Origin of the sequence: Chamaesiphon sp. GL140_3_metabinner_50, from assembly GCF_025361915.1 — a bacterium.
In the GTDB taxonomy this organism is placed as follows: domain Bacteria; phylum Cyanobacteriota; class Cyanobacteriia; order Cyanobacteriales; family Chamaesiphonaceae; genus Chamaesiphon.
In genome coordinates this window covers 20,714-44,628 of record NZ_JANYJC010000013.1, presented here as the reverse complement: position 1 = coordinate 44,628, position 23,915 = coordinate 20,714, and the positions used below count along the sequence as shown (strand labels likewise).

The 23,915-nt window shown below is 45.0% G+C and carries 25 protein-coding genes; 12 read left to right on the top strand and 13 right to left on the bottom strand.

Annotated features, from left to right (window positions below; translation table 11 throughout):
• Nucleotides 1-341 precede the first annotated feature (341 nt).
• From Q0R35_RS00660 to Q0R35_RS00640, 5 genes are read left to right on the top strand one after another with little or no spacing between them, the layout of a single operon-like run.
• Nucleotides 342-773: a hypothetical protein gene (locus Q0R35_RS00660; protein WP_295613409.1), complete on the top strand. Its 432-nt coding sequence runs from the start codon at nt 342-344 to the stop codon at nt 771-773.
• A 6-nt stretch (nt 774-779) separates the two neighbouring features.
• Nucleotides 780-1,895: a DegT/DnrJ/EryC1/StrS aminotransferase family protein gene (locus Q0R35_RS00655; RefSeq protein ID WP_295613407.1), complete on the top strand. Its 1,116-nt coding sequence runs from the start codon at nt 780-782 to the stop codon at nt 1,893-1,895.
• Nucleotides 1,892-2,713: a methyltransferase, TIGR04325 family gene (locus Q0R35_RS00650; RefSeq protein ID WP_295613405.1), complete on the top strand. Its 822-nt coding sequence runs from the start codon at nt 1,892-1,894 to the stop codon at nt 2,711-2,713. Before Q0R35_RS00655 ends, Q0R35_RS00650 begins: the two co-directional genes overlap by 4 nt.
• Before the next feature lie 8 nt (nt 2,714-2,721).
• Nucleotides 2,722-3,513 carry a class I SAM-dependent methyltransferase gene (locus Q0R35_RS00645; protein ID WP_295613402.1) on the top strand — a complete coding sequence of 264 codons (792 nt, stop codon included), beginning with the start codon at nt 2,722-2,724 and terminating at the stop codon, nt 3,511-3,513.
• Nucleotides 3,514-4,731: a glycosyltransferase family 1 protein gene (locus tag Q0R35_RS00640; protein ID WP_295613400.1), complete on the top strand. Its 1,218-nt coding sequence runs from the start codon at nt 3,514-3,516 to the stop codon at nt 4,729-4,731. It abuts the gene before it with no gap.
• Between the two features lie 117 nt (nt 4,732-4,848).
• Here Q0R35_RS00640 and tyrS read toward each other — a convergent pair whose 3' ends face one another.
• Nucleotides 4,849-6,087 (bottom strand): tyrosine--tRNA ligase, encoded by a 1,239-nt coding sequence (gene tyrS / locus Q0R35_RS00635; RefSeq protein WP_295613397.1) that lies wholly within the window; start codon nt 6,085-6,087, stop codon nt 4,849-4,851.
• Nucleotides 6,088-6,379: 292 nt separating this feature from the next.
• Here tyrS and Q0R35_RS00630 point away from each other — a divergent pair, with 292 nt between their 5' ends.
• The gene (locus Q0R35_RS00630; RefSeq protein WP_366944787.1) at nt 6,380-8,227 is read left to right on the top strand and encodes a transglycosylase domain-containing protein; all 1,848 of its coding nucleotides are present in this window, start codon (nt 6,380-6,382) and stop codon (nt 8,225-8,227) included.
• A gap of 101 nt (nt 8,228-8,328) precedes the next feature.
• Here Q0R35_RS00630 and Q0R35_RS00625 read toward each other — a convergent pair whose 3' ends face one another.
• Nucleotides 8,329-8,646, bottom strand: coding sequence for a DUF1825 family protein (locus tag Q0R35_RS00625; protein ID WP_295613394.1), 318 nt, complete (start codon nt 8,644-8,646; stop codon nt 8,329-8,331).
• 129 nt (nt 8,647-8,775) lie between these two features.
• On the opposite strand from Q0R35_RS00625, the gene Q0R35_RS00620 reads away from it, so the two are divergent.
• From Q0R35_RS00620 to Q0R35_RS00610, 3 genes are all read left to right on the top strand, one after another.
• Nucleotides 8,776-9,156: an NINE protein gene (locus Q0R35_RS00620; RefSeq protein ID WP_295613391.1), complete on the top strand. Its 381-nt coding sequence runs from the start codon at nt 8,776-8,778 to the stop codon at nt 9,154-9,156.
• A gap of 319 nt (nt 9,157-9,475) precedes the next feature.
• A complete protein-coding gene (locus Q0R35_RS00615; RefSeq protein WP_295613389.1) occupies nt 9,476-10,021 on the top strand; it encodes an NADPH-dependent FMN reductase in 546 nt (181 codons plus the stop codon).
• Nucleotides 10,022-10,207: 186 nt separating this feature from the next.
• A complete protein-coding gene (locus Q0R35_RS00610; RefSeq protein ID WP_295613386.1) occupies nt 10,208-10,741 on the top strand; it encodes a ComEA family DNA-binding protein in 534 nt (177 codons plus the stop codon).
• A gap of 77 nt (nt 10,742-10,818) precedes the next feature.
• On the opposite strand, the gene Q0R35_RS00605 is transcribed toward Q0R35_RS00610, so the two are convergent.
• From Q0R35_RS00605 to Q0R35_RS00575, 7 genes are all read right to left on the bottom strand, one after another.
• Nucleotides 10,819-11,019: a hypothetical protein gene (locus Q0R35_RS00605; protein WP_295613383.1), complete on the bottom strand. Its 201-nt coding sequence runs from the start codon at nt 11,017-11,019 to the stop codon at nt 10,819-10,821.
• A gap of 231 nt (nt 11,020-11,250) precedes the next feature.
• Entirely contained in the window at nt 11,251-11,955 is a 705-nt protein-coding gene (locus Q0R35_RS00600; RefSeq protein ID WP_295613381.1) for an HAD family phosphatase, read from the bottom strand.
• A gap of 109 nt (nt 11,956-12,064) precedes the next feature.
• Nucleotides 12,065-12,859 (bottom strand): class I SAM-dependent methyltransferase, encoded by a 795-nt coding sequence (locus tag Q0R35_RS00595; RefSeq protein WP_295613378.1) that lies wholly within the window; start codon nt 12,857-12,859, stop codon nt 12,065-12,067.
• 48 nt (nt 12,860-12,907) lie between these two features.
• The gene (locus Q0R35_RS00590) at nt 12,908-13,801 is read right to left on the bottom strand and encodes a GNAT family N-acetyltransferase (RefSeq protein WP_295613375.1); all 894 of its coding nucleotides are present in this window, start codon (nt 13,799-13,801) and stop codon (nt 12,908-12,910) included.
• Between the two features lie 149 nt (nt 13,802-13,950).
• Complete coding sequence (gene lepA / locus Q0R35_RS00585; RefSeq protein WP_295613372.1) at nt 13,951-15,765, bottom strand: translation elongation factor 4; 1,815 nt, start codon at nt 15,763-15,765, stop codon at nt 13,951-13,953.
• Nucleotides 15,766-15,983: 218 nt separating this feature from the next.
• Nucleotides 15,984-16,733 carry a Uma2 family endonuclease gene (locus Q0R35_RS00580; RefSeq protein WP_295613369.1) on the bottom strand — a complete coding sequence of 250 codons (750 nt, stop codon included), beginning with the start codon at nt 16,731-16,733 and terminating at the stop codon, nt 15,984-15,986.
• A gap of 106 nt (nt 16,734-16,839) precedes the next feature.
• A complete protein-coding gene (locus tag Q0R35_RS00575; RefSeq protein ID WP_295613366.1) occupies nt 16,840-18,078 on the bottom strand; it encodes a DUF790 family protein in 1,239 nt (412 codons plus the stop codon).
• A 191-nt stretch (nt 18,079-18,269) separates the two neighbouring features.
• On the opposite strand from Q0R35_RS00575, the gene Q0R35_RS00570 reads away from it, so the two are divergent.
• Both Q0R35_RS00570 and Q0R35_RS00565 read left to right on the top strand, forming a co-directional pair.
• The gene (locus Q0R35_RS00570) at nt 18,270-19,325 is read left to right on the top strand and encodes a DUF3326 domain-containing protein (protein WP_295613364.1); all 1,056 of its coding nucleotides are present in this window, start codon (nt 18,270-18,272) and stop codon (nt 19,323-19,325) included.
• Between the two features lie 46 nt (nt 19,326-19,371).
• Nucleotides 19,372-19,959, top strand: a complete 588-nt coding sequence (locus Q0R35_RS00565) for a CPBP family intramembrane glutamic endopeptidase (RefSeq protein WP_295613361.1) — start codon at nt 19,372-19,374, stop codon at nt 19,957-19,959.
• A 162-nt stretch (nt 19,960-20,121) separates the two neighbouring features.
• On the opposite strand, the gene Q0R35_RS00560 is transcribed toward Q0R35_RS00565, so the two are convergent.
• From Q0R35_RS00560 to Q0R35_RS00550, 3 genes are all read right to left on the bottom strand, one after another.
• Complete coding sequence (locus Q0R35_RS00560) at nt 20,122-20,850, bottom strand: ABC transporter ATP-binding protein (protein WP_295613358.1); 729 nt, start codon at nt 20,848-20,850, stop codon at nt 20,122-20,124.
• Between the two features lie 312 nt (nt 20,851-21,162).
• Nucleotides 21,163-21,903: an ATP-grasp domain-containing protein gene (locus Q0R35_RS00555; protein ID WP_295613355.1), complete on the bottom strand. Its 741-nt coding sequence runs from the start codon at nt 21,901-21,903 to the stop codon at nt 21,163-21,165.
• A 33-nt stretch (nt 21,904-21,936) separates the two neighbouring features.
• Entirely contained in the window at nt 21,937-22,398 is a 462-nt protein-coding gene (locus Q0R35_RS00550; RefSeq protein ID WP_295613352.1) for a hypothetical protein, read from the bottom strand.
• 49 nt (nt 22,399-22,447) lie between these two features.
• Here Q0R35_RS00550 and Q0R35_RS00545 point away from each other — a divergent pair, with 49 nt between their 5' ends.
• Nucleotides 22,448-22,612, top strand: a complete 165-nt coding sequence (locus Q0R35_RS00545) for a hypothetical protein (RefSeq protein ID WP_295613349.1) — start codon at nt 22,448-22,450, stop codon at nt 22,610-22,612.
• Here the strand turns inward: Q0R35_RS00545 and nagA are convergent.
• Entirely contained in the window at nt 22,609-23,772 is a 1,164-nt protein-coding gene (nagA, locus tag Q0R35_RS00540; protein ID WP_295613412.1) for an N-acetylglucosamine-6-phosphate deacetylase, read from the bottom strand. The two genes, Q0R35_RS00545 and nagA, sit on opposite strands and share 4 nt — an antisense overlap.
• Nucleotides 23,773-23,915: the final 143 nt, after the last annotated feature.

The following is a 23,915-nucleotide window of genomic DNA, read 5'->3' as shown; positions in this document are numbered from 1 at the left end:
CTGAAATCTAACTGGTGGTCACTGTTTGGTCTCTATTCTCATTGGATTCAGTTCTCGATCGCGGCATAAATATCGATCGGAATAATTTATGATGGCTGGGCGCATAGTGTCTTTAGCTGCCCACAATATTCAGAAATTTGGCTGATTACAATTAGTTAACGCGTTTGCTAGAATAATCAACGATCTGAGTGCGGATTTATACGTTTTCATTTAAAGTGATGCATTATACTGAAAAATGCTAATCCGAGCGGGTAACGCTTTCATGACAGCATCGTAGCGGATTTTACGATCGAACACAATTAGTATCGGCACTTAAATGCTGTCAGGGGTAAGTACTTAAAATGATAGAACAAATTATCGATCGAAATCAGCTTCTGGCTCTAATCGTTTCTGACAAATTCGACAAACCGGGCACTCATTTCTTTACAGACAATTCGCTATCGCAACAATTAGCTTACATGCGTCATCCCGCCGGGAAAGTGATTCAGCCCCACATTCACAAACCCGTTCTGCGAGAAGTCGAGTACACGCAGGAAGTATTATTTATTAAAAAAGGCAAGCTGCGGGTAGATTTATACGATAGTGTCCAGCAGTATATTGCCAGCCGGATCTTGGTCGCCGGAGATGTAATTTTGTTAGCTACAGGCGGTCATGGTTTTGAAGTCATCGAAGAAGTCGAGATGATTGAGGTCAAGCAAGGCCCCTATGTAGGAGAGCGAGATCGAACTTCTTTTGTGGGCATTTCAGCAGCGCAGTCTAATATTCTAGGCTAGCTAGTCGTGAATTCTATTCCAGTTAACGAACCCCTATTAGATGGTAACGAGCAAAAATATTTAGCCGAGTGTATTGAAACTGGTTGGATTTCGTCGGAAGGGCCATTTGTCAACAGATTTGAATCTCAATTTGCGGCTAGAGTCGATCGTAAATATGGTATTGCTGTTAGTAATGGTTCTGGTGCTCTAGATATTGCGATCGTGGCGTTGGGCATCGGTCGCGGTGACGAGGTGATTTTACCAACCTTCACAATTATCTCATGTGCGGCGGCGATCGTCCGGGCGGGAGCGATTCCGGTCGTGGTAGATGCCGATCCGGTTACCTGGAATATGGATGTCAGCCAGATTGAGGCAAAAATTACTCCTCGGACTAAAGCCATCATGGCGGTGCATATTTATGGATTGCCAGTAGAGATGGATGAGATCTCGCGGTTGGCGGATAAATATGGTTTATTAGTCATTGAAGATGCGGCAGAAATGCTCGGACAGACTTACAAGAGCCGTCCCTGTGGGAGTTTTGGCGATCTGAGTACGTTTAGTTTTTATCCGAACAAACATGTGACGACTGGCGAAGGCGGCATCCTCGTCACTGACGATCCGCACTTAGCCGAACGTTGCAGATCTCTGCGGAATCTTTGTTTTGAGCCACACCAGCGATTCGTCCATCAAGAATTGGGCTGGAATCTCCGCATGAGCAATCTCCATGCAGCCTTGGGGGTAGCTCAACTCGAACGGTTAGACGAGTTCGTCGCGCGCAAACGTAACATGGGTCGGCTTTACACGCAATTATTAGCAGATTTAACCCAAATCGAGCTACCATTATCGACAACTGACTATGCCCAAAATATTTATTGGGTGTATGGCATCGTGCTTAAAGATGAGGTGCCCTTTGATGCCAAAGCAGTCAGCGCGAAATTAGCCGCAGCTAATATCGGTAGCCGTCCCTTCTTTTGGGGGATGCACGAGCAACCTGTCTTGCTCAAAATGGGTTTATTTGAGGGTGTATCCTGCCCTGTCGCTACCCGATTGGCGCGGCGTGGTTTCTATATCCCCAGCGGATTGGCGTTGACTGAAGCTCAAATCGATCGAGTTGGTACGGTACTCAAGGAGATCTTAAAATGAAAGAGCGGCTTAAACAGATCCCGTTGCTAAGGCAGTTATACGATCGATTTGCCGAAAACAGCTATCGTCAAAGGTTTGAAACCGATGGCTACGGTGGGTTTTGGGGCGTATTCGAGACTTTTGAAGCAGCGATTAAAGCAGCACCAGCCACTAAGAAGATCGGCTACGATTGTGCCGAACTAGCTCAAGAATATCAAGCCATGCTCGATCGTGGTGACTGGGAAGGTAGTAAATCGGTGGTAAGATCTTTCGATTATCCGGTTTTATATTGGATGGGGCAGATTCTTCAAACTAACAAATTCGAGCAGCTTAATGTTTTTGACTTTGGGGGCAACTTAGGCATACATTTTTTAGCCTATTCAAAGTATCTCAATTTGCCGAATAATTTAAAATGGGTTGTCTGCGATCTGCCAGAAATAGTTAAAGTTGGCAAGTCGGCAGATCGAGATTCGCGATTGAGTTTTACTACCGATTTAGAATTAGCCAGTGGGAGCGACATTTTCTTGGCATCGGGTTCGATTCAGTACGATCGAGATATCGCTAGTCGGATCGAGGCTTTGGAACGAAAACCGCAACATATTTTAATTAATAGAATCGGATTATATGCAGGTAAGCAGATCGTAACCCTGCAAAATGGGGGTAAAGTTTTTTATGCTCAATATATATTTAATCGTCAAGAATTTATTAGCTCGTTTGAATCAATTGGCTATAAGTTAGTCGATATCTGGGAAGATAATATCGATAGCTGTTATATTCCATTTCACCCCGAAGTAAATGTGCCTTGCTATCATGGGCTGTATTTTAAGTTAACTAATTAAGTGCGATCGTGACCATTTTTAATAATTATGCCCGTTACTACGATCTGTTATATAGAGACAAAGATTATACTGCTGAAGCTGAGTTTATCGATCGACTAATTCAGCAGCAAGCACCAAATACCAGCACAATTCTCGAACTCGGTTGTGGCACTGGCAATCACGCGCTGTTATTAGCAAAAGAGGGCTATTCCGTCCACGGTGTAGATTTGAGTGCCGAGATGCTAAAATGTGCCCAAGAACGATGCGAACGAGCAGAGCCAGAATTAGCAGCAAGATTACAATTTAGTCAAGGAGATCTGCGGCAAGTCAGACTCGTTGGCGAAGCCTCTCAGAATGAGAATCTTAAATTTGATGCGATCGTTTCGCTATTTCATGTAATTAGTTATCAAACCACTAATGAAGATTTACTCGCGGCATTTACAACGGCTAAAACTCACCTCAAACCCGGTGGCATATTGATCTTTGATGTCTGGTATGGGCCTGCGGTATTGAGCGATCCGCCTGTTGTCAGAATCAAGCGGTTGGAAGATAGTTCCATTCAAGTTACCCGCATTGCCGAGCCGATAATGTATCCGAATGAAAACTTGGTGGATGTTAATTATCAAGTATTTATTAAAGATAAAAGTAGTGGTGCGATCGACGAAATAACTGAAACTCATCGAATGCGGTACTTATTTAGAACCGAACTAGAATTGTTGCTAAGTCAACTACAAATGTATATAATTGAAGATGGAGAGTGGCTCACGCATCATCAGCCAGGACTCAATACATGGGGAGTTTATTTTATAGTCGGTAATTAAATGAGAGTAGCTATATTTATTAATAGCCCAACTCCAGAAGGTGGAGGCAGCTATACTTTCGAGAGTCAGCTCATCGATACCTTGTTTGAATTACATGCTGAAAGTAAACATACATTTATTGCTTATACATCCGGTCGAGCGGTATCTAATTATCGATCGGATATTCCCGTACCAATTGTGTGTTTAGATCTGACTTTAATACAGAAAATTACTCGTCAATTATCATTAATAATTAAAGCTTTACTTCGTAAACTTTGGCACCCTAGAAGCCCATTTATAATTGAAAATTGGCGCGATCGACACATCCTAAATTTACTAAGATTGAATCGAATCGATCTAACTTTATCGCTAACACCTAGCTGTCCGACATTAGAATATCCTTATATAACTACAATTTGGGATTTACAACACAAACGCCAATCTTATTTTCCAGAGGTCAGTAAAAATGGAGAATGGGAACGCCGCGAAGAATATCATCTAAAAATGTTGAATCGGGCAGCAGCGATTATTACCGGAACAGAGACTGGCAAAGCAGAAATTGAAAGATTTTATCAGATTCCGGCGGAAAGAATTAAAGTAATTCCGATGTTCGTTCCACAACTAAGATCGAATCTGGATTCGATCGATCGAGATGTGATGACTAAATATCAGCTTCCCGATCTTTACTTATTTTACCCCGCTCAATTTTGGCCGCATAAGAATCATATCGGGCTGTTATTGGCAATTAAATACTTAGAGGAAAAGTATGATTTAGAGGTGCCATTAGTATTAGTCGGTGCTGATAAAGGCAATGGATCGTATATTAAAGCAATGGTTAAACAACTCAATCTGTCAGAACGAGTTTATTTTTTAGGGTTTGTGCCTCAACAAGACATGGCAGCACTATACCGCAATGCGTTTGCGATGACTTTTGTGACGTTTTTTGGCCCTGATAATTTACCACCTCTAGAAGCGATGGCGTTGGGTTGTCCGACGATCGCATCTAATGTATCGGGGGCAAAAGAGCAACTCGGCGATGCGGCTTTACTGGTAGATCCCAAGCAGCCACAAGAAATTGCGGCGGCGATTTATGCGTTATTTACAGATGATACTTTACGTCAAAAAACGATCGAACTTGGCTTAAAAAGAGCGAGTCAGTGGAATGCGAAAGATTATATCAGAGAAATCTTTACCACGATCGATGATTTTGAAGCAATCAGACGTTGTTGGAAGTACTAAGTTTTACATCTTGCCTCAAAATATAGTTAATAGTGTTTTAATGGATAGTGAATAGTGAATAGTGGATAGATCTGTAGGTTGGGTTGAAGAATGAAACCCAACACACTCAACCTCACGTTAATTTATTAACTTCTTAAACCGCTTTTTGCCGACTTGCAATACTTTTCCGACCAGATCCGCAGCATCATCATAAGTGACTTCGATATCGGAAATCGGCGATCCGTCTAATTTGACAGCACCGCCTTGAATTTGACGTTTGGCATCGTTGCTCCCAGAGCATAAACCGCTAGCCGCCAAGAGTTGGAAGATTTTAGTGGGGAAATTTACCGCCGCCAGCGAGAATTCGGGAATACTATCGCCACCGACATTTTGACCCGGTTTGGTAATGAGTGCGATCGCGTCGGCTTGAGCTTGGAGGGCGCGTTCTTGCCCGTGGTACTGGGTAACTACTGTTAGGGCGAGGAGCTTCTGCGCTTCTCTGGGGTGTTCTGGCAGTCGATTTAGTGGTAAGTCAGTAAGAAGTGTAAAGTAATCTTTGATGGTGTTATCGGGCGTTTTCTCTAGCTTAGAGTACATACTGAGCGCGTCTTCCCCCAAGCCCACATAATTATTCAGAGACTTAGACATTTTTTGAACGCCATCGGTACCTAATAAAATTGGCATTAATAAGCCAAATTGCGGCGCGTGTCCGAAATGGCGTTGGAGATCGCGTCCGACGACTAAATTAAACTTTTGATCGGTACCGCCGAGTTCGACATCGGCTTTGACAGCTACCGAGTCGTAACCCTGCATCAGTGGGTAAAGAAATTCGTGTAAGAAGATGGGGGTTTCTTGCTGGTAACGATTGGCAAAGCCTTCTTTAGCGAGCATCTGTCCGACAGTCATCGTCGCCAACAGTGACAGCGTTTCGCCCAAATCGAGCGCGGATAACCATTCGGAATTGTAGCGAACTTCCAGCCGTCCGGGAGTATCAAAATCGAGAATCGGGCGCACCCGATCGAGGTATGCTTGGGCATTATCGGCAACTTGCGCTGGTGTCAATTGTGGGCGAACTTCCGATTTACCAGTCGGATCGCCAATCCGGGCGGTAAAGTCGCCGATAATTAATACAGCAGTGTGTCCGGCATCTTGGAAAGATCTCAGCTTCCGCAGGGGAATACTATGTCCTAGATGGATATCTACACCAGTCGGATCGATTCCTAGTTTGACACGCAATGGTCGATCTGTCTGTGCCAGTCGCTGGGCGAGATTTTCAGTCGGATCGGTAGAATTGGGCTGGTGGGGAAAAATTTCCGTCACTCCCCGAAATAACCAATCTAACGAATCTGAAGCTGGCACGGATATATTCACGCTCATATATACAAATGAAAATCGATCTAGTCAAAATAGTCGCCAGTTAAGCTTAATATAGTTGTTACATTAACTGAGCTGTTTTTACACCGTTATTCATATTTCCAGGCACTAATTTACCTGTACAGACGACTTATCGTTTACAATCGCACTCATATCGATCGCTCCCCATCGTCAACTTTGCCTTGATTATCCCTAATTTGAGAGAAAGATCCTAGTGTCTTCTAGAGCCATAAAGAAACAGAACCCCAAAAAAAGACCCGAACCAACCGAGCATAAACCACCAGATCGGCAGTTTCTGGGTGGTGTCGGTCAAATTGCTGGTGGTACCATTTTAGGTGTCACCATGTTAGCTAGTTCGATCGTCGCGGGTGGATTGGTGGGGCTGGCAATTAGCTTCCGCAACTTGCCAGATGTGCGCGTATTACGCAGCTACGCGCCGACAGAGACGACGTATATTTATGATGTTAAAGGCGTGGAACTCGCCAGTCTGCACGACGAAGCTAACCGCGAAGTCGTCCCGCTCAATCGGATTTCTCCGCACATGAAACGCGCGCTGCTAGCGATCGAAGATGACAGGTTTTATTACCATCAAGGTGTCAACCTGACTGGGGTGGGACGCGCTCTAAGTGCCAACTTTAAGAAGGGCGGAGTCAGCGAAGGTGGTTCGACGATCACCATGCAGTTAATTAAGAACTTGTTCTTATCTCAAAAGCGACAATTCAGTAGAAAGTTAGCCGAAGCAGTGCTGTCGATCCGACTCGAACAAATTTTCCGTAAAGACGAAATTTTGGAAATGTACCTCAATCAAGTTTATTGGGGACATAATAACTACGGGGTCGAAACTGCCGCCCAAAGTTATTTTAATAAACATGCTTCCGAACTCAATTTAGCCGAAGGTGCCATGATGGCAGGTGCGATCGCCGCACCAGAAAGATACAGTCCGTTTATTAACTTTAAAGCTGCTAAAAAGCGTCAAGAACAAGTCTTGACTCGGATGCTAGAACTCAATTGGATTACCCCCGCCGAGGAAAAAAAAGCCAGAGAATACAAACTCAAACTCGGCAAAATCAAAACTTGGCAGAGTAGTAAACTACCCTATATCACCGATGCCGCGATCGAAGAACTCAATCAACGGTTTGGTAAAGAAACAGTCCGTAAAGGTGGAATGCGGATTCAAACGACGATCGATTATAACTTCCAAATTGCCGCCGAAAAAGTCGTCCAGAATGCTTACGAACGTCTGGGACGCAATAAATATCAAATTAGTCTCGTTGCGATCGATCCGCGTACGCATTTTATCAAAGCGATGGTCGGTGGGGTAGACTACAAAAAAAGTAGTTTCAATCGCGCCATGTACGCCAATCGCCAACCGGGTTCGTCATTTAAACCATTTGTCTATTACACCGCTTTTGCAACTGGAAAATTTTCCCCAGAATCATCAGTCTACGATGGCCCAGTTCGCTATCGCGATGGTAGCGGCTACTATTCCCCCCGTAACTATGGCGGCGGCTATTCAGGAGCAATGAGCATTCGGACTGCATTGATGAATTCAACTAACGTCCCCGCAGTCAAACTAGGTAAAGAAGTCGGCTTAGACAAAGTCATCCAAACTTGCCGCACCTTGGGCATTAAAAGTCCGATCGAACCCGTTGTCTCCTTACCATTAGGAGCGATTGGCGTTACCCCCGTCGAGATGGCTGGAGCTTTTGCCACCTTTGCCAGCAACGGTTGGCAATCGGAGACTACTACAATCTTGCGCGTCACCGATAGCGATGGCAATATTTTACTAGATAACACCCCACAACCTAAGCTAATACTCGATTCTTGGGCAACGGCTCAAATTAATAGTGCCCTGCAATCTGTAGTTAGCGGTGGTACTGGTAAAGCGGCCGCATTAGGCCGCCCAGCCGCCGGAAAAACCGGAACCACCTCTTCAGAACGCGATGTCTGGTTCGTGGGCTACGTGCCGCAGCTAGCCGCCTCTGTGTGGATTGGCAAAGATGACTTTACCCCGCTCGGTCAAGGGGTGACGGGCGGTACCTACGCCGCACCAATTTGGCGAAGCTTTATGCAAGAAGCTCTCAAAAACGAACCAGTAGAATCGTTTGCGCCTCCAGCTAAGTTTAAGCGTCCGGGAAGTTAGGAGTTCGGAGATGGGAGATGGGAGTTGGGAGATGGGAGTAAGAAGTAAGAAGTAAGGAGTAAAAAAAGTTCTCGATCTAACTCCCAACTCCCATCTCTGAGCTACTTATCAATTTCTGATTTCATCCGATCGAGGGTGAGATTCATTTGTGCGAACATTTGCATTGGTGTCATGCCAAATTGACTCATCTGGGTATTCATTTGCTCGACAGTCATCTTTGCCATAAAATCATCAGACAGCTCGAATCGCTTCATAAATACTCGATAGCGATCGAGTAAAATTTCCATCCGCTCGATGAACGCCACCTTACCATCGCGATCGAACTTACCATACTTACTGCCAAGCTGTGTCAGTTGTTGATAATCGTCAAACAACTGTTTGGCTTCTTGTTGGATGATATCAGAATCAAAAAATCCCATGACAGATAATTATCGTAATAAGGTTTAAAATTAAGAGCGAGGCCATGACGATCGATGCTCGTTATTTACATCTTACCGTCAGTCTCGAACCACTGAGAACTGCGGTTTCCCGTATTGGAGGATCGGTTAATGTTCGATCGAACTACACCTAAAAATCGTCAACTAGCCATCGTTTTAGCAGTAGCTAGCATGACGATACCTGTAGCTGGATTTCATAAATTTTATCTCGGACAACCCGTTTGGGGTGTTATTTATCTATTACTATCGTGGACACCGATTCCCCATATTGCTGCGGCGATCGAAGCTGTTTGGTATCTTACTCAAGATAGTACCCAGTTTGAGACAAATTTTAACTCACCGATCTCCGGCACGTCATCACCGATGCTCGTCGCACAACCAATGACGACAATATCCGAATCGATCCGTGAATTAGACAAGCTCCGCGCCGATGGTTTGATCTCAGAGTATGAGTTCGAGCAAAAACGCCGTCAATGGCTCGATCGAGTTTAAGAGGTTATTTGAAAAGGATCGGATAGCACTCGTAGTCCCTAGAGGATCCCCCTGTCTTGTCTCGCATAATCCCCCTTCAAAAGCGGATGCGCGCACCGTCCTTTGTTCCCCGACAGTGAAAGCGCAACCTTGCAGGGGGACTTCCGGATCCGGTTCTCCCCTGTCTTGTCTCGCTTTTATGTGCGGGGGAACCCCGCCCATAGCGAGCCGCTTTTGAAGGGGGGTTAGGGGGGATCTCACCAATTACGCATATTAAAAGTAACTTTTCAAACAGCCTCTAAAAGCTAAGGGACAGAGAATAGAAAATAGGGACTTAATTATGGTAAAAATTGTAGGCATTGCAGGTAGTTTGAGAACCGACTCTTACAGCCAAATCGCTCTCAAAATCGCCGCTCAAAAAGTAACAGATCTTGGAGCAGAAGTAGAAATTTTAGACTTGAGAACGATGCAATTACCGTTTTGCGATGGCGGTGATGAATATCCGAATTATCCAGATGTTCGCCGGATGCAAGATGCATTTAGTGGAGCGGATGGGCTAATTTTAGTTTCGCCAGAATATCATGGTAGTATCAGCGGCGTGTTGAAAAATGCCTTAGATTTGATGAGTTTCGACCAGCTTTCTGGTAAAGTTGCGGGGTTCATTAGTATCTTAGGCGGACAGAGTAATAGTAATGCTCTCAACGATTTGCGGATAATTCTGCGGTGGGTTCATGCGTGGTCGATTCCCGAACAAGTCGCGATCGGACAAGCATGGCAATCGTTTACTCCTGACGGTAAAATCTCAGATGAAAAACTTTCAAAACGTCTCGATGAATTTGCATTAAGCCTGGTTGAAAACACCCGCAAATTACGCGGTGTTAATTGATAATTGGGTCTTTACGATCGACAATTCACTATCTAGATTGCAAACACTTCTAGTGGGGTTGGGCGGGTTTGAATTAGATTTTTAGCTACGTTTGAAATATAAGCATAAACCCGCCTCTACAGATTCTAACTATTCACTATCCACAATTCACAATTGCCGATATCTCTTTACCAACAACGGCTATATATGACTCACGATCCTACTAAAACTGTTAGTTTGTTACTCAAAATGTCCATGCGATCGCGTATTCAAGAAGACCCCTATTATCGGTTCAAATCGGCATTCGATATTGCTGTCGCTGCCGATTTAGGCGTACAAATCGATGTCAATCAGGCTAGTATCGATGACTGGCTGCGGTTGCCAGGAATTTCGATCCATCAAGCACGTCAATTAGTTAACTTGAGTAAAGCTGGCGTAGCTTTCTATTCAATTTCCGATCTCGCCGCCGCACTAAATATCCCTAGCTCCAGACTACAATGGTTGGCTCCGGTATTAAGCTTTCAATACTACGATCGATCTTTAGATTTGGCAGCAATTAAAACTAACCAAGCCACCGCAGTCGAGTTAGCCCAAGTCCCCCACATTACACCAGAATTAGCCAATACAATTATCGATTGTCGCGATCGCGATGGCAAGTTTACCGATCTGGTGAATTTTCAGCAACGGTTAGAATTATCTGGCGAACTAATTGGCAAGTTGATGCATTATCTTCAATTTTAATCCACTTACATCTTGTACTAGCGGTTCACAGCCGCTGGTGCAAGACGTGAGTATATATTTTTGATACATATGATATTTTAGACTCGATCGTGTACTAAGTAAGCACTACGACGGGCGACAGATGCATCATTCTCACCACGTTCCATCAGCTCGTCTACATCGATATCGAATATATCCAAGTCTAATAAATCGGATGGATCGAAATCTTGAGTTTGAGTCGTGATGGTGACAACTTCTTCGATTTTATCTTCGCTCTCATCTGGAACCATTAATTCCATGTTAAAGCAGATAAATAGATAAGTACTATTAAAAAATACTAGAACGAGCGAACAGAAAAATGCCTGCATCCCAACCCCCTATTTCTACCGATCGATAGATATTGGTAGAGTTACTCGATAGATTTAGTTAATTATCGAGTATCTAAACATAACTTTATATTTACATTATAACTGTCCTGACATGTTTGTTGTGCTTAAAAGATCGAGCTAAATAGCGTAGATCTTCAATAGTTACTTTCTGGATTCAAAAAATTGAGTGACTCGATCTAATTCCAAATCGGCAAATCGATCGATCGTCCAATTGGCGCGGCGTTGCAGCATGTGGAAGGGGTAAGTGTGCGCGATTGCGACGGCTTGAATACCAGCAGCTTTGACAGCTTCTAATCCGACAAAAGTATCTTCGATCGCCAGACATTCCGATGGTAATAAATTTAACTTTGGGTCTAATTTATTCAATCGCTGTACAGCTAATAAATAACCTTCAGGAGCTGGTTTACTTTGCTCGATCTCATCCCCAGACACGATCGTTTCAAAATAGCGGGCGATTTCACATTGCTTTAATACTAACTCGACTTCCGATCGAATTGCTCCAGTTACTACGGCTAATTTATAACCGCGATCGTACATCGTTTGAATAAACTGGACGACTTCAGTGTAAATCGGTAATGTGGCAACTTGCGACATCCGCTGTTGATACGCGATCGCTTTTTTGGCTATTAGTTTATCTAAATATTCATCCGTAACAAATCGCCCACGCAATTTTAATAGCTCTTTAATACAGGCGCGATCGCTTCTACCTACCGACACTTGCCAGAATTCTTTACCTTGGGGCGGTAAATTCTCGGCTAATAATAACTCGTCAATCAGCTCCCGATGAATTGCTTCATCTTTAATAATTACACCGTTGAAATCGAACAGAACCGCTTTTAAAACCACACTTAATTAGTTGGGAGATGGGAGATGGGAGATGGGAGATGGGAGTAAGAAGTGTGATTATTGAAAACCTGGAGCGTAGTTCCAAAGCCTAAAACCTAATACCTAACACCTAAAGCCTAATCCCGATACTGACTTGATTGAGCCAGAATACATCTTTGGTACGTACCTCGTCAAATCCGGCTTTGCCCAACCAAGCGTCGAGATTACCTGCGGCGTAGGCTTGGATGTAGGGTTCTTCAAAGATATTATTCAACCAATCCAGACTGCGGAGCGTCTGCTGATTGCCATCGAGGATGGCAATTTCGCTGCCTGGAGCTAGTAGGCGATAACTTTCGGCGAGAATAGTTTGAGCCACTGCTGGCGGGGTTTCATGAAATAGTAGCGCAGCCGTAACCAAGTCAAAACTACCAGTTTCAAACTGAGTCAATTCTGCCGTGCCATGTACCCATTCGATCGCGACATTTGCTTGCTTGGCTCGATCCTCCGCTACCGCCAACATATACGGAGACAAGTCTAGACCCGTCACCACCGCACCTGGAAAAGCCTGTTTGAGAGGAATCGTCATCGAACCAGTACCGCAGCCCAGATCGAGGATTTTGCGCGGCTGAGTGCGAATCCCATCGATTAAACCCTGCCGGATCCACGGCTCGTAAGGCGGCAAAACGTACTGAGTAATCGGATCGTAGGTAATCGCGGCTGTCTGAGTGAGATAGCCACCTTCGATTCCGTGATAGTTTTGGGTGTGATAGTAGCTGGGATAGCTAAATTCTGGAGCTTGATATCGATCGATTGTATCTTGCCAGTCAATGCGATCGCGCACCGCCATCATTTGCTCTTTATCTAGTAAACTCTGAATCACAGGCGAGAGAAATTGCTCCCACAATGTATCTTTTCTAATCGCCATAGTGATATTTAGCTAAATTTTACGCTAGCAAGAAACATCTTCTAATTATTACGCAGGATCCTGAGATAAGATCGAGTATTCGTGCCAATCGCAGACTGGAACATAGCCAATCTGTCGATAGATATGGTTAGAGGTAGGATTTGCCAAATCTGTTAACAAGAAACATCGATCGCATCCTTCATCCAGTAGCTGTTGGCTTAATGCTGCGACACAGGCAGTAGCGTAACCTTTGCGACGATATTCTGGTGGCGTATAGACCGAACCAATCCGAGCCGCAGCAGGTGAAAACTGCATACCTGCTGCCAGGGAAACAGGTACATTATTGTCTTCCCATAAATAGGTATCTTGCTTATTTAACCGATTTGTGACTATACGTTCGACATCTTCAATTACCTCCAAACCAGTCTCAGCATCAAAGGCAGGCAACCACTCGATTAACAGGGCGCGATCTTTTTCAGTCACCAGTCTGAGGTGTCCATTGGCAGCTATTGAAGGTTGCAATGCTGTTAACTGGTGGATTCTCATTTCTGTTAATAGTCGATAAGATTGTGCGGTTAATCCTTGCCATTCTTGCAGAAATGTTTCCAATTCAGGAACCAGCCCCATGACTCCAGTTAATGCTTCTCGACACAAATCTTGAGCAACTAAAGTCAAGGATTCCAGATAGCTAGCTTTTGACAGCAATAATTTACGTGGAGGGGTGCGGATGGCAGCTACTACAACTTCACCATCGATCTCAACCATTGCTAAATAAGGCGGATCTAGATAGCGTTCTGGATTGTGCAACAATGTATTGACAACTGCCAACAACAGGTTGTTTTCAGCCTCATTTTGTAGCAAATAAGTCTGAGTTTTATTCCAGAATTTATCGATCGAGTCAAATTTATGTAATTGCATGACTATCTCATCTTCGATTTTCAGCAAACATTGACGCTGCGCCAATTTTGTTATGCAGCGCCATCCCACGATCTATCCTACTTATTAGCCGTAGGGTGGGCACTGCCCACCCTACATTTATCTGGAATTCAGAGTAGGGGCAATTCATGAATTGCCCCTACTCTGAATTTCAGCAATGCCCAACTCTCAACTCATTAAGTATCCTTATTCAACTTTAACACCGCCATAAATGCTTCTTGCGGTACATCTACCGTCCCGACAGCTTTCATCCGTTTTTTACCTTTAGCTTGCTTTTGAAGCAGTTTCTTCTTCCGCGAAATGTCACCGCCATAGCATTTGGCAAGCACGTCTTTACGCAGTGCGGGGATATTTTCACTGGCAATAATTTTACTACCGATCGCGGCTTGAATCGGTACTTTAAACTGGTGACGGGGAATTAATTCTTTTAATTTCTCAGTCATTGCTCGACCGACATTATAAGCTTTATCGCGGTGAACGATCATCGCTAGGGCATCGACAGGATCGCCATTGATCATCAAGTCTAATTTGACGAGATGGTTTTCACGATAACCGATCGGTTGATACTCCATACTTGCATAACCGCGCGTATTTGACTTCATGCGATCGAAGAAATCAGTTACGACTTCCGCTAAAGGCATCTCATAAATTACGGTGGTGCGTCCTTTGGTGAGATACTTCATATCCTTAAATTCACCACGCCGATTTTGGCATAGTTCCATCAATGTCCCCACATATTCTTCAGGAGTAATCATCTCCAATTTGACGTAAGGTTCCTCGATCTTTTGGCGATGATTGGGATCGGGAAGGGTACTGGGATTATCGATATAAGTTTCTGTACCATGATTATCTGTGACTCGATAAACTACCGACGGTGCGGTGGTAATTAAGTCTAAATTATATTCCCGCTCCAGGCGTTCTTGGACGATTTCCATGTGCAGTAAACCGAGGAATCCACACCGGAATCCAAATCCCATCGCGCTGGAAGTTTCTGGTTCGTATTTGAGAGCCGCATCATTGAGCCGCAATTTATCTAGCGCATCGCGCAATTCTGGATATTGATCCGCATCTGTCGGGAATAGTCCACAAAATACCATTGGCTTGGCTTCTGCGTAGCCGTCGAGAGCTGTAGCCGCTGGATTGCTCACCATCGTAATCGTATCGCCTACTCGCGCATCGCCAACCGCTTTAATCGATGCGGCAAAATAACCCACTTCCCCCGCGTGCAGCTCGTCTACTTGTACCTGTGTGGGCGAGAGAATACCGAGTTCGTCGATGACATATTCTTTGCCACTCGCCATCAACCGAACTTTATCGCCACGTTTGACGCTCCCATCCATGACGCGGAAGTAAACGATCACACCCCGATAACTATCGTAATAGCTATCGAAAATCAGGGCGCGTAAGGGTTCATTAACTGTATCTCTAGGCGGTGGTACTAATAAAACCACCGATTCTAAAATTTCCTGAATCCCGATTCCTTGCTTGGCGGAAGTTAAAATTGCCCCACTGCAATCTAAGCCGATAATCTCTTCAATTTCGGCACGTACCCGCTCCGGTTCGGCTCCAGGGAGATCGATTTTATTGAGTACGGGGATAATCTCTAAATTGCTCTCCAATGCCAGGTAGACATTCGCCAGAGTTTGCGCTTCTACACCCTGGGATGCATCGACTACTAATAATGCTCCTTCACAGGCTAGAAGGCTCCTAGACACCTCATAAGAGAAATCCACATGTCCGGGAGTGTCAATGAGGTTCAGAACGTATTCCTGACCGTCTAGGGCGGTATAATTCATCCGTGCGGCTTGGAGCTTAATCGTAATGCCTCGCTCGCGCTCCAGATCCATATTATCGAGAAACTGCTCTTTCATTTCGCGGTTGCTAACCGTACCTGTATCCTGCAATAATCGATCGGCGAGGGTAGATTTACCATGATCGATGTGAGCAATAATCGAAAAGTTGCGAATTCGCGAAACAGGTACATTAGTCATAGCAGTCTAAAAAGTTTGGGGCTGTAGCGAACTAGATCTTAGTGGTATGCACTATATTTTACTCATTTGAGCGATTGGTGTGGTGTTTATCCGGCAATAATCGATCGGCTAATGTTGGAAAGTCCGCCAAAGCTGTACTAGTTTGTTAGTCCGCTTCGGCGGACTTTGCACTATGAGCAGCGGTTTCTAACCGCTGAGGTGGTAGGTAACAACTTGCGCTAACTAGATGGTAAATTATCTGGATCGATACCTTGCGATCGCAGATAAGCTATCAACCGCTCCGCCCGCTGACGCTCTTGCTCGATTTGTTCGACAGCCCAAGGGAGCATAGTTCCCGACTCATCCCACCAGCGCAGCCAATAACCCGATCTGCCTTCTTTATCGCCCCGCCACGTACCCAGAAATAAGTTCATCCCCGCAATCCAATGTCGTCCGTCAGGATCGGGTAAAACTAGCTCGTAGCGTTCGCGTAGCGTCGGCTTTGCCGAATCGTTTTGGAGTTGATAAAATTCTAATAATCCACCCTCTGGCTCAAAAATAACGTAGATGGGTACCTGAAGGATTTGCTCGTAAAAGAACCATTTTCCAGGCGGAAAACTGCGTTTGACGGAATATTCGCCACCCTCGATATGGGACAGAAATTCCATAACGATCTCAGGTACATCGCCCTCTGCGTGGGGTGTATAGCTTCTCCGTGTAAACCCAGTTGGGTTCGCTGAGGGGATATAAAGCCAATCGGGGGCTTTAACGACAATTCGATCGTCGATCGTCGCACATAGCCCAAAGTTAGATACGATGAGCATCTGTGGTTGAATAAAGCCACTTAGTTCCAAACTTTCGCGTAATGCTCCGGCGATTAGAGGTTGTCCATCATTTTCCACAGGTTCATCCTCTAATTGAAAATCCTTGGGTAAAGGTTCCCAAGTAACTATTGGTTCGTGGCTGATGCTAGCTGTAGTGAGTTGCACGATCGTGACCTTTGCCTAGTTAGTCTCAGCCTTATTTTATCGTTTTTGCCGATCGAATTGTAGGTAACTTGAATCTATACTCAGAAAAGAGCGAAATCGATCGATGCTATTGAATCGCAGGTGTTTGAGATTCTAAGCAGTTTAATACTGCTTTAGCTGAAAGTTTATCTTTAAACCAAATTACCTCACATGGTAGATCGTTAGCATTTAGTCCAGCTTTGTCTAAATTCAGTCTTTCTGAGATAGCTAAGATCAGATTCTTACAGCCAGACTTATGAACTTGAGCGAATTTTTTTTGTAAATATTCTGGTCGCCAATAACCGACAATTTCTAAAATATAATCGCGTCCATCAGGGTGTACCAACCGAAAATCGGGAATCATCACGCTCCCAGGAATTGGCAGTAAATTTACTTCTCGCTCTAGTACCCACTCAGTTTTGAGCTTATCCCAGCCATTGGCAAAACTAGCTTCGAGCATACTATCGTAAGATTTTCCGGGCGGATAATGGGTCTCTAAGCCACACTTATCGGTGAGGCTATAACGTCCAGTTTTCAGATTTCCGGTGTAGAAATCTTTGGTTTGTAAGGTTGCACTCAGGCTCCATTTAGTAACGTGCAAAATTGCCGGAATTAGTTTGGCGATCGCGAGTCCATAGCGGGTACTTGCTTTAAACAAACTCGTTGGCCCATCAACTTTTATGGTAAAACCAGTATCGGCATCACCTTCGATATATGTCATTAATTGAAACAATTTTAGATAGCGAAATAATAGCTTGTATTGTCCGGGGACATTCCGATGGGCGTTGATGGTTAGTTCGCTAGCGCGGTAAAATACACCCTGAACTTGAGAGAGATTGTAGCGATGAATTAGGGCGATCGGATCGGGGGCGGTAAATTCAGTTAAAATCCGATTGTCTGGTAAGTCGGCATACAATCCTTGGGTGATTTGAGCGGGAATTATTTCGGTACTAAGTTCTTGAGAAAGGTTGCTGGCGAGTGTTGCTAATGTGGCTTTGCTATGCTCTACGCTAGGGCTGGCTATCGCTGAGAGTGCGTATACACGTTCGCGTAATTCTGAAGGCTGAAGGGGGCTGACAACCTCAAAGTTACTGAAGCTTTGACTTTTAAGCAGATGGGCGAATCCCCGTTTGACACGAAAGTCGGGGCTATCGCCTTCTAGTTGTAATAGCATTTCGTCTAGTTGTCCCTGGGTACCGCCTGTAACGGAGGTAAAGCAGTCAATAATCTCGATCGCCATCTGGATATGATGTGAGTCGATTTCGATGCGTTTGGGGACGATCGATTCGCCGTTATATCGATAAATTAGCAGATCGCCGGGTAACATTTAGGGAGTAAGGAGTAAGGAGTAAGAAGTACCGATCGATTGCTACAGAAAGTTACGCTACTGCGATCTTTGAGGAGAGGATAGCTTTGATTTTAATGGCGATCGCTATCAAAATTTGAGAGGGTTGAATCGATCGTGAATTTACCTGATGATAGACACAGCCGCTATCGATCGCTAGATTTCTTTTATTTATGACTCGTCCTTATACAGTAGTTCTAATCGTCCCCACAGGTATCGGTGCGGCAATGGGAGGCTATGCGGGGGATGCGTTACCCATCGCCAGAGCCGTTGCGGCTAGTTGCGATCGCTTAATTACGCATCCGAATGTGATGAATGGGGCGCAATTGTATTGGAGTATGCCTAATGCATTATATGTCGAAGGTTACGCGATCGATAAATTCGCCGCAGGTAGTTGGGGGTTACAACCAGTACGGCGCAATCGGATCGGCATTGTATTCGATCGATCTATTCCCGAAGATCTCCGGATCAGACATCTCCAAGCCGCAGATGCCGCTAGGGCGACGCTAGGATTAGATTTAACCGATTATGTCGTCACAGATTCTCCGTTAGGGGTAGAACTGCGTACCGCGTCTTCTGGAGCCTCCTGGGGCACGATCGAGCAACCAGATAGTCTGTTGCGTGCGGTGGATAAGTCGATCTCTCAAACTGGAGCAAATGCGATCGCCGTAATTGCCCGATTTCCCGACGATCCGGGGGCGACAATTTTGCACGACTATCGACACGGTACGGGTGTCGATCCCTTAGCTGGAGCCGAAGCCGTCATCAGCCATCTCGTCGTGCGGACGTTTAAAGTACCTTGCGCGCACGCTCCCGCATTAGCCCCACTCCCGATCGATCCAGAAATTTCCCCGCGATCGGCAGCCGAAGAATTAGGCTATACTTTCTTGCCCTGCGTATTAGTCGGATTGAGCCGTGCGCCACAATTTATGACTACCTCCTCACCCTCAAGTTCAGGCATTTGGAATCATGAAGTCGATGCTGTCATTATCCCCGAATCTGCTTGTGGGGGGAGTGGTTTAATTAGTTTTGCCAAATCCGCACGTACTAAAATTATCACCGTAGCTGAAAATCAGACGCGGATGGCAGTATTACCAAAAACACTCGGTATCCAATCGATTGCGGTAAAATCGTATTTAGAGGCGATCGGTGTCATTACAGTCGATCGTGCTGGGATGAGTCTCGATAGTTTTTATCCCCAGATCGATCGACTCAAAGAATGTCAATAAGCAAGTCTACATCTAATTTACGACTCCATCCCCTATTCCCTAAAAGATGAGTAACTCCCAGAATCCAGATATCGAACCCTTGTCGCGAATCCAGATTCTGATTGCGATGGCGGTGACTGCCATAATTTTATTTGGAGTAGCTCGGCTGTGGCTGTATTTAGGCGATTTCCAGTTGCGCCCAATTTCATTGACGCTGGCAGATTTGGGGTTCGGGATTGCGTTAGGATTGGGACTGACAGGGTTGAGTTCGATCGTTTATGCAGCGTGGGGTACTTATCGCGAAAGTGCCGATTTCTATCTATCGTTGGTGTTAAAGCCTTTAGCGATGCCTGATGTCATCTGGCTGGGCATTTTACCTGGCTTGAGTGAAGAATTATTATTTCGGGGTGTAATGTTACCCGCGCTCGGCTTAGATCCGATCGGGATTGTATTATCTGCGCTCTGTTTTGGCGTATTACATATGACCAATGCCCAACAATGGCCGTATGCAGCCTGGGCAACACTTGTCGGCATATTACTCGGATTTACGATGGTCGAAACTGGTAATCTATTTATCCCGATCGTGGCTCACGTTACTAATAATTTTATCGCGGGTTTGACCTGGAAACTAGGGCAATTAAAAGTTAAAAGTTGACACTTCTCCTTACGGAGACACTGCGCTACGGCTTCGCTCGGTGCAAGAAGTTGAAAGCGTAATTAAGAACGAGCTATGAATCGCTCTTTTAGCAGACTATCCACTATTCACTATTCACTATCCACGAGAATATCTATCTAATTTGTCACTGAGCCGGAAATATTAGTGTCCGCCGACACCTAAATAGGTTTCTATTACCTTAGGATCTTTGAGTAAATCGGCACCGATTCCTTCATGCTTGACGATACCAGTATCTAGAACATAACCTCGATCGGACATCGCTAGGGCTTTTTTAGCATTTTGCTCGACGAGTACTATCGCCGTACCATTGTCATTAATCGCCCGAATCTGCTTGAGTACGTCGGTAACCAGCGCGGGAGAGAGTGCGGCGGATGGCTCGTCGAGTACTAACAATTCGGGATCGAGCATTAAAGCTTTACCCATCGCCAGCATTTGGCGTTCGCCGCCAGATAGCGTACCCGCACGCTGTTTGCGTCGCTCGGCGAGGCGGGGAAACATGGTAAATATTTTCTGTTTGAGCTGCTGGAGATCGCCCGAACGAATAAAACCACCCATTTCTAGATTTTCTTCGATCGTCAGCGACTTAAATACATTCGAGATTTGCGGAACGTAACACATCCCTCTTTGCACGATCCGATCGGATTTTAAGCCGCCAATCTCTTCACCTTTAAAAGTAATCGTCCCACTATTGGGTGTCAACAGCCCAAAAATTGTCTTCGCTAGGGTAGATTTTCCCGCACCATTCCCGCCAATTACGGCCACCAGTTCGCCTGGTTGCACGACAAAGTTAATCCCATTGAGAATATCCGAGCCGGGAATATAACCAGCACGGACATCCCGAACGACTAATAGGGGGGCATTTGTGAGCATTTGTGGGATCGATCGATAGTGGTTACTCAATTCTAGTGGAAAGAGTCTCTTCAAATGGTAAATTTACAGACTTTTGGCGATCGAGTCAATTATGCCCGCATCTTGCAGTAGCGACAAAATTCCTATTGAAGCAGTACGATATCTCTGATTCAGATCCCTTCAGATCCCTTCAGATCCCCGACTTCTTGGAGAAGTCGGGGATCTTGTACCTCACAACTTGAAAAGTGCTGTATTTTGCAGCAACGACAAAATCTCTAGTGAAGCCGGGGAAAGAGGGAAAAGGGAAAAGAACAGATCCAAGATGTGAGAATGTTAATAAATAGAGTAATCTCTAGATCCGGTTATTTGTGCCCACCTAGATGCTAATAACCGCGCGTAATCTGGCGGAAATAAGCCGTAAGCCCCGATGGAATAACCATCATTAACTTCGATTAATAAAGTTTCGCCTTTATCCGTTACGCCAAAATCTGCCGCATATCCAGCCGGAGCGGAAGTATAAGCTGCGATCGCATTTTCGATAATTTGCGAATCGAAATGTACCCGCCAATCGCCAGCATAAGATTTCACGCCGAGAATTTCACCATAACGAACGAAACATCGCCATTCAGCTAAAAATCTAACTGGCTCCGAGCACCAGATTTCGGTATCTTCAAATTCATCGCCACAACTAATTAAATCTTTAGCACTCGTGAGTAAGCGTCCGGTAAACTTTTTAGCAACGGTTGTCGGTTTAATAAAAATATTCCATAATTCTGGATGTTTAGCAATATAGTTAATTCGCGATCGCCAAACCTTGCGTCCTAAAAAACTCGTTAATTCATCGGGATAGTTAATTTCTGGCGGCGATTCAATTCCTAATTGTAGTAGTGCTGCATTCACATCTTCAATAAATCCTACCACCACATCTGCTGGTGTTAAATCTGGCAATCGAGGATTATCTAACCGACTGAAAGGCACGATTTCCCAACCCATCTTCCGAAAACCATCATCGGCGACAGCACAATTAACGCTGGCAAAATCGCCATTTTTGTTTTTGAGGATGTAGACTTTCATTTAAATTTTTTAAATCTGCGGCAAGATGTGAGGTTATTCTTTCTTTTTAGGTTCGCCACCAGCTCGATTCCAAGCATCATCAAAGCGATCGTCAGCATTTTTTTGCCTATTTTCTGTTAATGCTTTGATATTTACTTTCGTTTTAGTTGTTTCTACATGCGTGTTAAAACGTACCATCTGTTGAGAGATTTTCGCCATCAAGCTTTTACCAATTTGGGTGTGAGTTAGTCCTTGATGGATAACTAGAGCAACAATACCCACTTTCAGGATCGTGCGGGGAAATGATTTAATTGCAACTGGTTTGATTCGCGCAAATCGAGGATGGCGACTTCGTTGGCGTAGCTTCCCAGTACGCTTATCGAATAATTCTCCACTTTGACAAGATTTTTGTGCCGTTAATTTAGATTTTTTTCGATCGCCCAAATTGAGATCGATCTCACTAGCTTTAGCTCCTTGAGAATTGCCATAAATCGGTTTTTCTTGCTTACGTTTCATCTGTGCGAGTGCGAGGTGTTGCAGAACTCACTGGCATCGCTACAGATCGATGTCAGTAAACAGTAATGTTTGCCCAAAAGTTGATTCTGCAACCACACAGATCGAGCTGTGTGTGGGCGATCGCCAACGTGTAAAGCCTGTATTATGTATTGTATTGTTGGTTTGGCGATCGGTCAATAAACTGGTAGTTTTTGGCTCGATCGAGTGCAACTAGTCTAGGCAAACCCTTTCCCAGTTTAGTCTACGATCGAGATCGCAGTTCCAGCGCAACAGGTTTGCCGATTGTCCTAGATAATTATCGGATAAGCCAATTGCTCGACGCGGTGCAGTGGTGGCTAGATCGATCGCATTATCTACATCGCAAATATCCCATTTTACCAAATTTTGCACGCCGACTAATAGCGATCGAGTCGTCCCCGATAGGGTACCATCTGGTAATCTTGCCGTACCATCGATAACTTCAATTTCACGCTCGTCCCAGGGATATGTGCCATCGGGTAATCCTAACGGCGACAAAGCATCGCTGACTAGAAATAAACCCTCGCCGTACCTACCCGCACGCATCAGAATTTTTAAGATCGCGGGATGAACGTGCTGTCCGTCGGCAATAAACCCGCACTGGACGTGCGATTGAGTCAATGCTGCTCCCAATAGTCCCGGTTCGCGATGGTGCAATCCTGGCATTGCATTAAAAGCATGAGTCACCATCGACGCGCCGCTAGTAAATGCCTGCTGTGCTTGCCCAAAATTTGCCTGTGAGTGTCCCAAGCTGACAATAATGCCTAAAGACCTCAGGTAAGCGATAACTTCGCCTGTCGGGTCTAATTCTGGGGCGAGGGTAATTACTTTAATTATCTCAGCATATTTACTGACAATATTTGTAACGAATTTTAAATCGAGACTCAGTAAATATGCTGAAGGATGGGCACCGCGTTTTTGAGGATTGAGAAATGGCCCTTCGAGGTGAACTCCTAACAGCCGAGCGGTATTAGAAGGCTGATGCGCCATGAATTGGGCGAAGACGGCTAACGATCGATGGATATTCTCGATCGAGGTAGTGACGATCGTCGGTAAAAATCCGTCTACGCCTTGCTCCCAGAGAAAATCGCAGATCTGGGTTAGTTTGTCGAAATCGCCGATTTGCACGTCGGGAAATGCCAGTCCCAAGGCTCCATTAATCTGGAGATCTACCCCACCTAACGAAAGCCAATCTCCACCTACGTCTAAAGTCGGCAAATCCGCCGCCAGCAATCGTTGACCTCTGGTCTGCCGGAGGCAATCGGCAACTGCACTAATTTTGCCATTCTGAATCTCGATCTCCCAGATGCCAGGGAGTTTGGGGATGCGTGCGTTGGTAATTTGGCAATCTTTCATGGTGGTAGCTGCTTGACGATGGGAGCTGTCGATCGTCAATATACCAATTTGGAGCTATTTTTTGAATTTTTCGATCGCGATCTTCTTCATCAATGTAATATGATGCTCGTAGCTTAAAGTTACACTTTGCCCCCTTTCCCCTC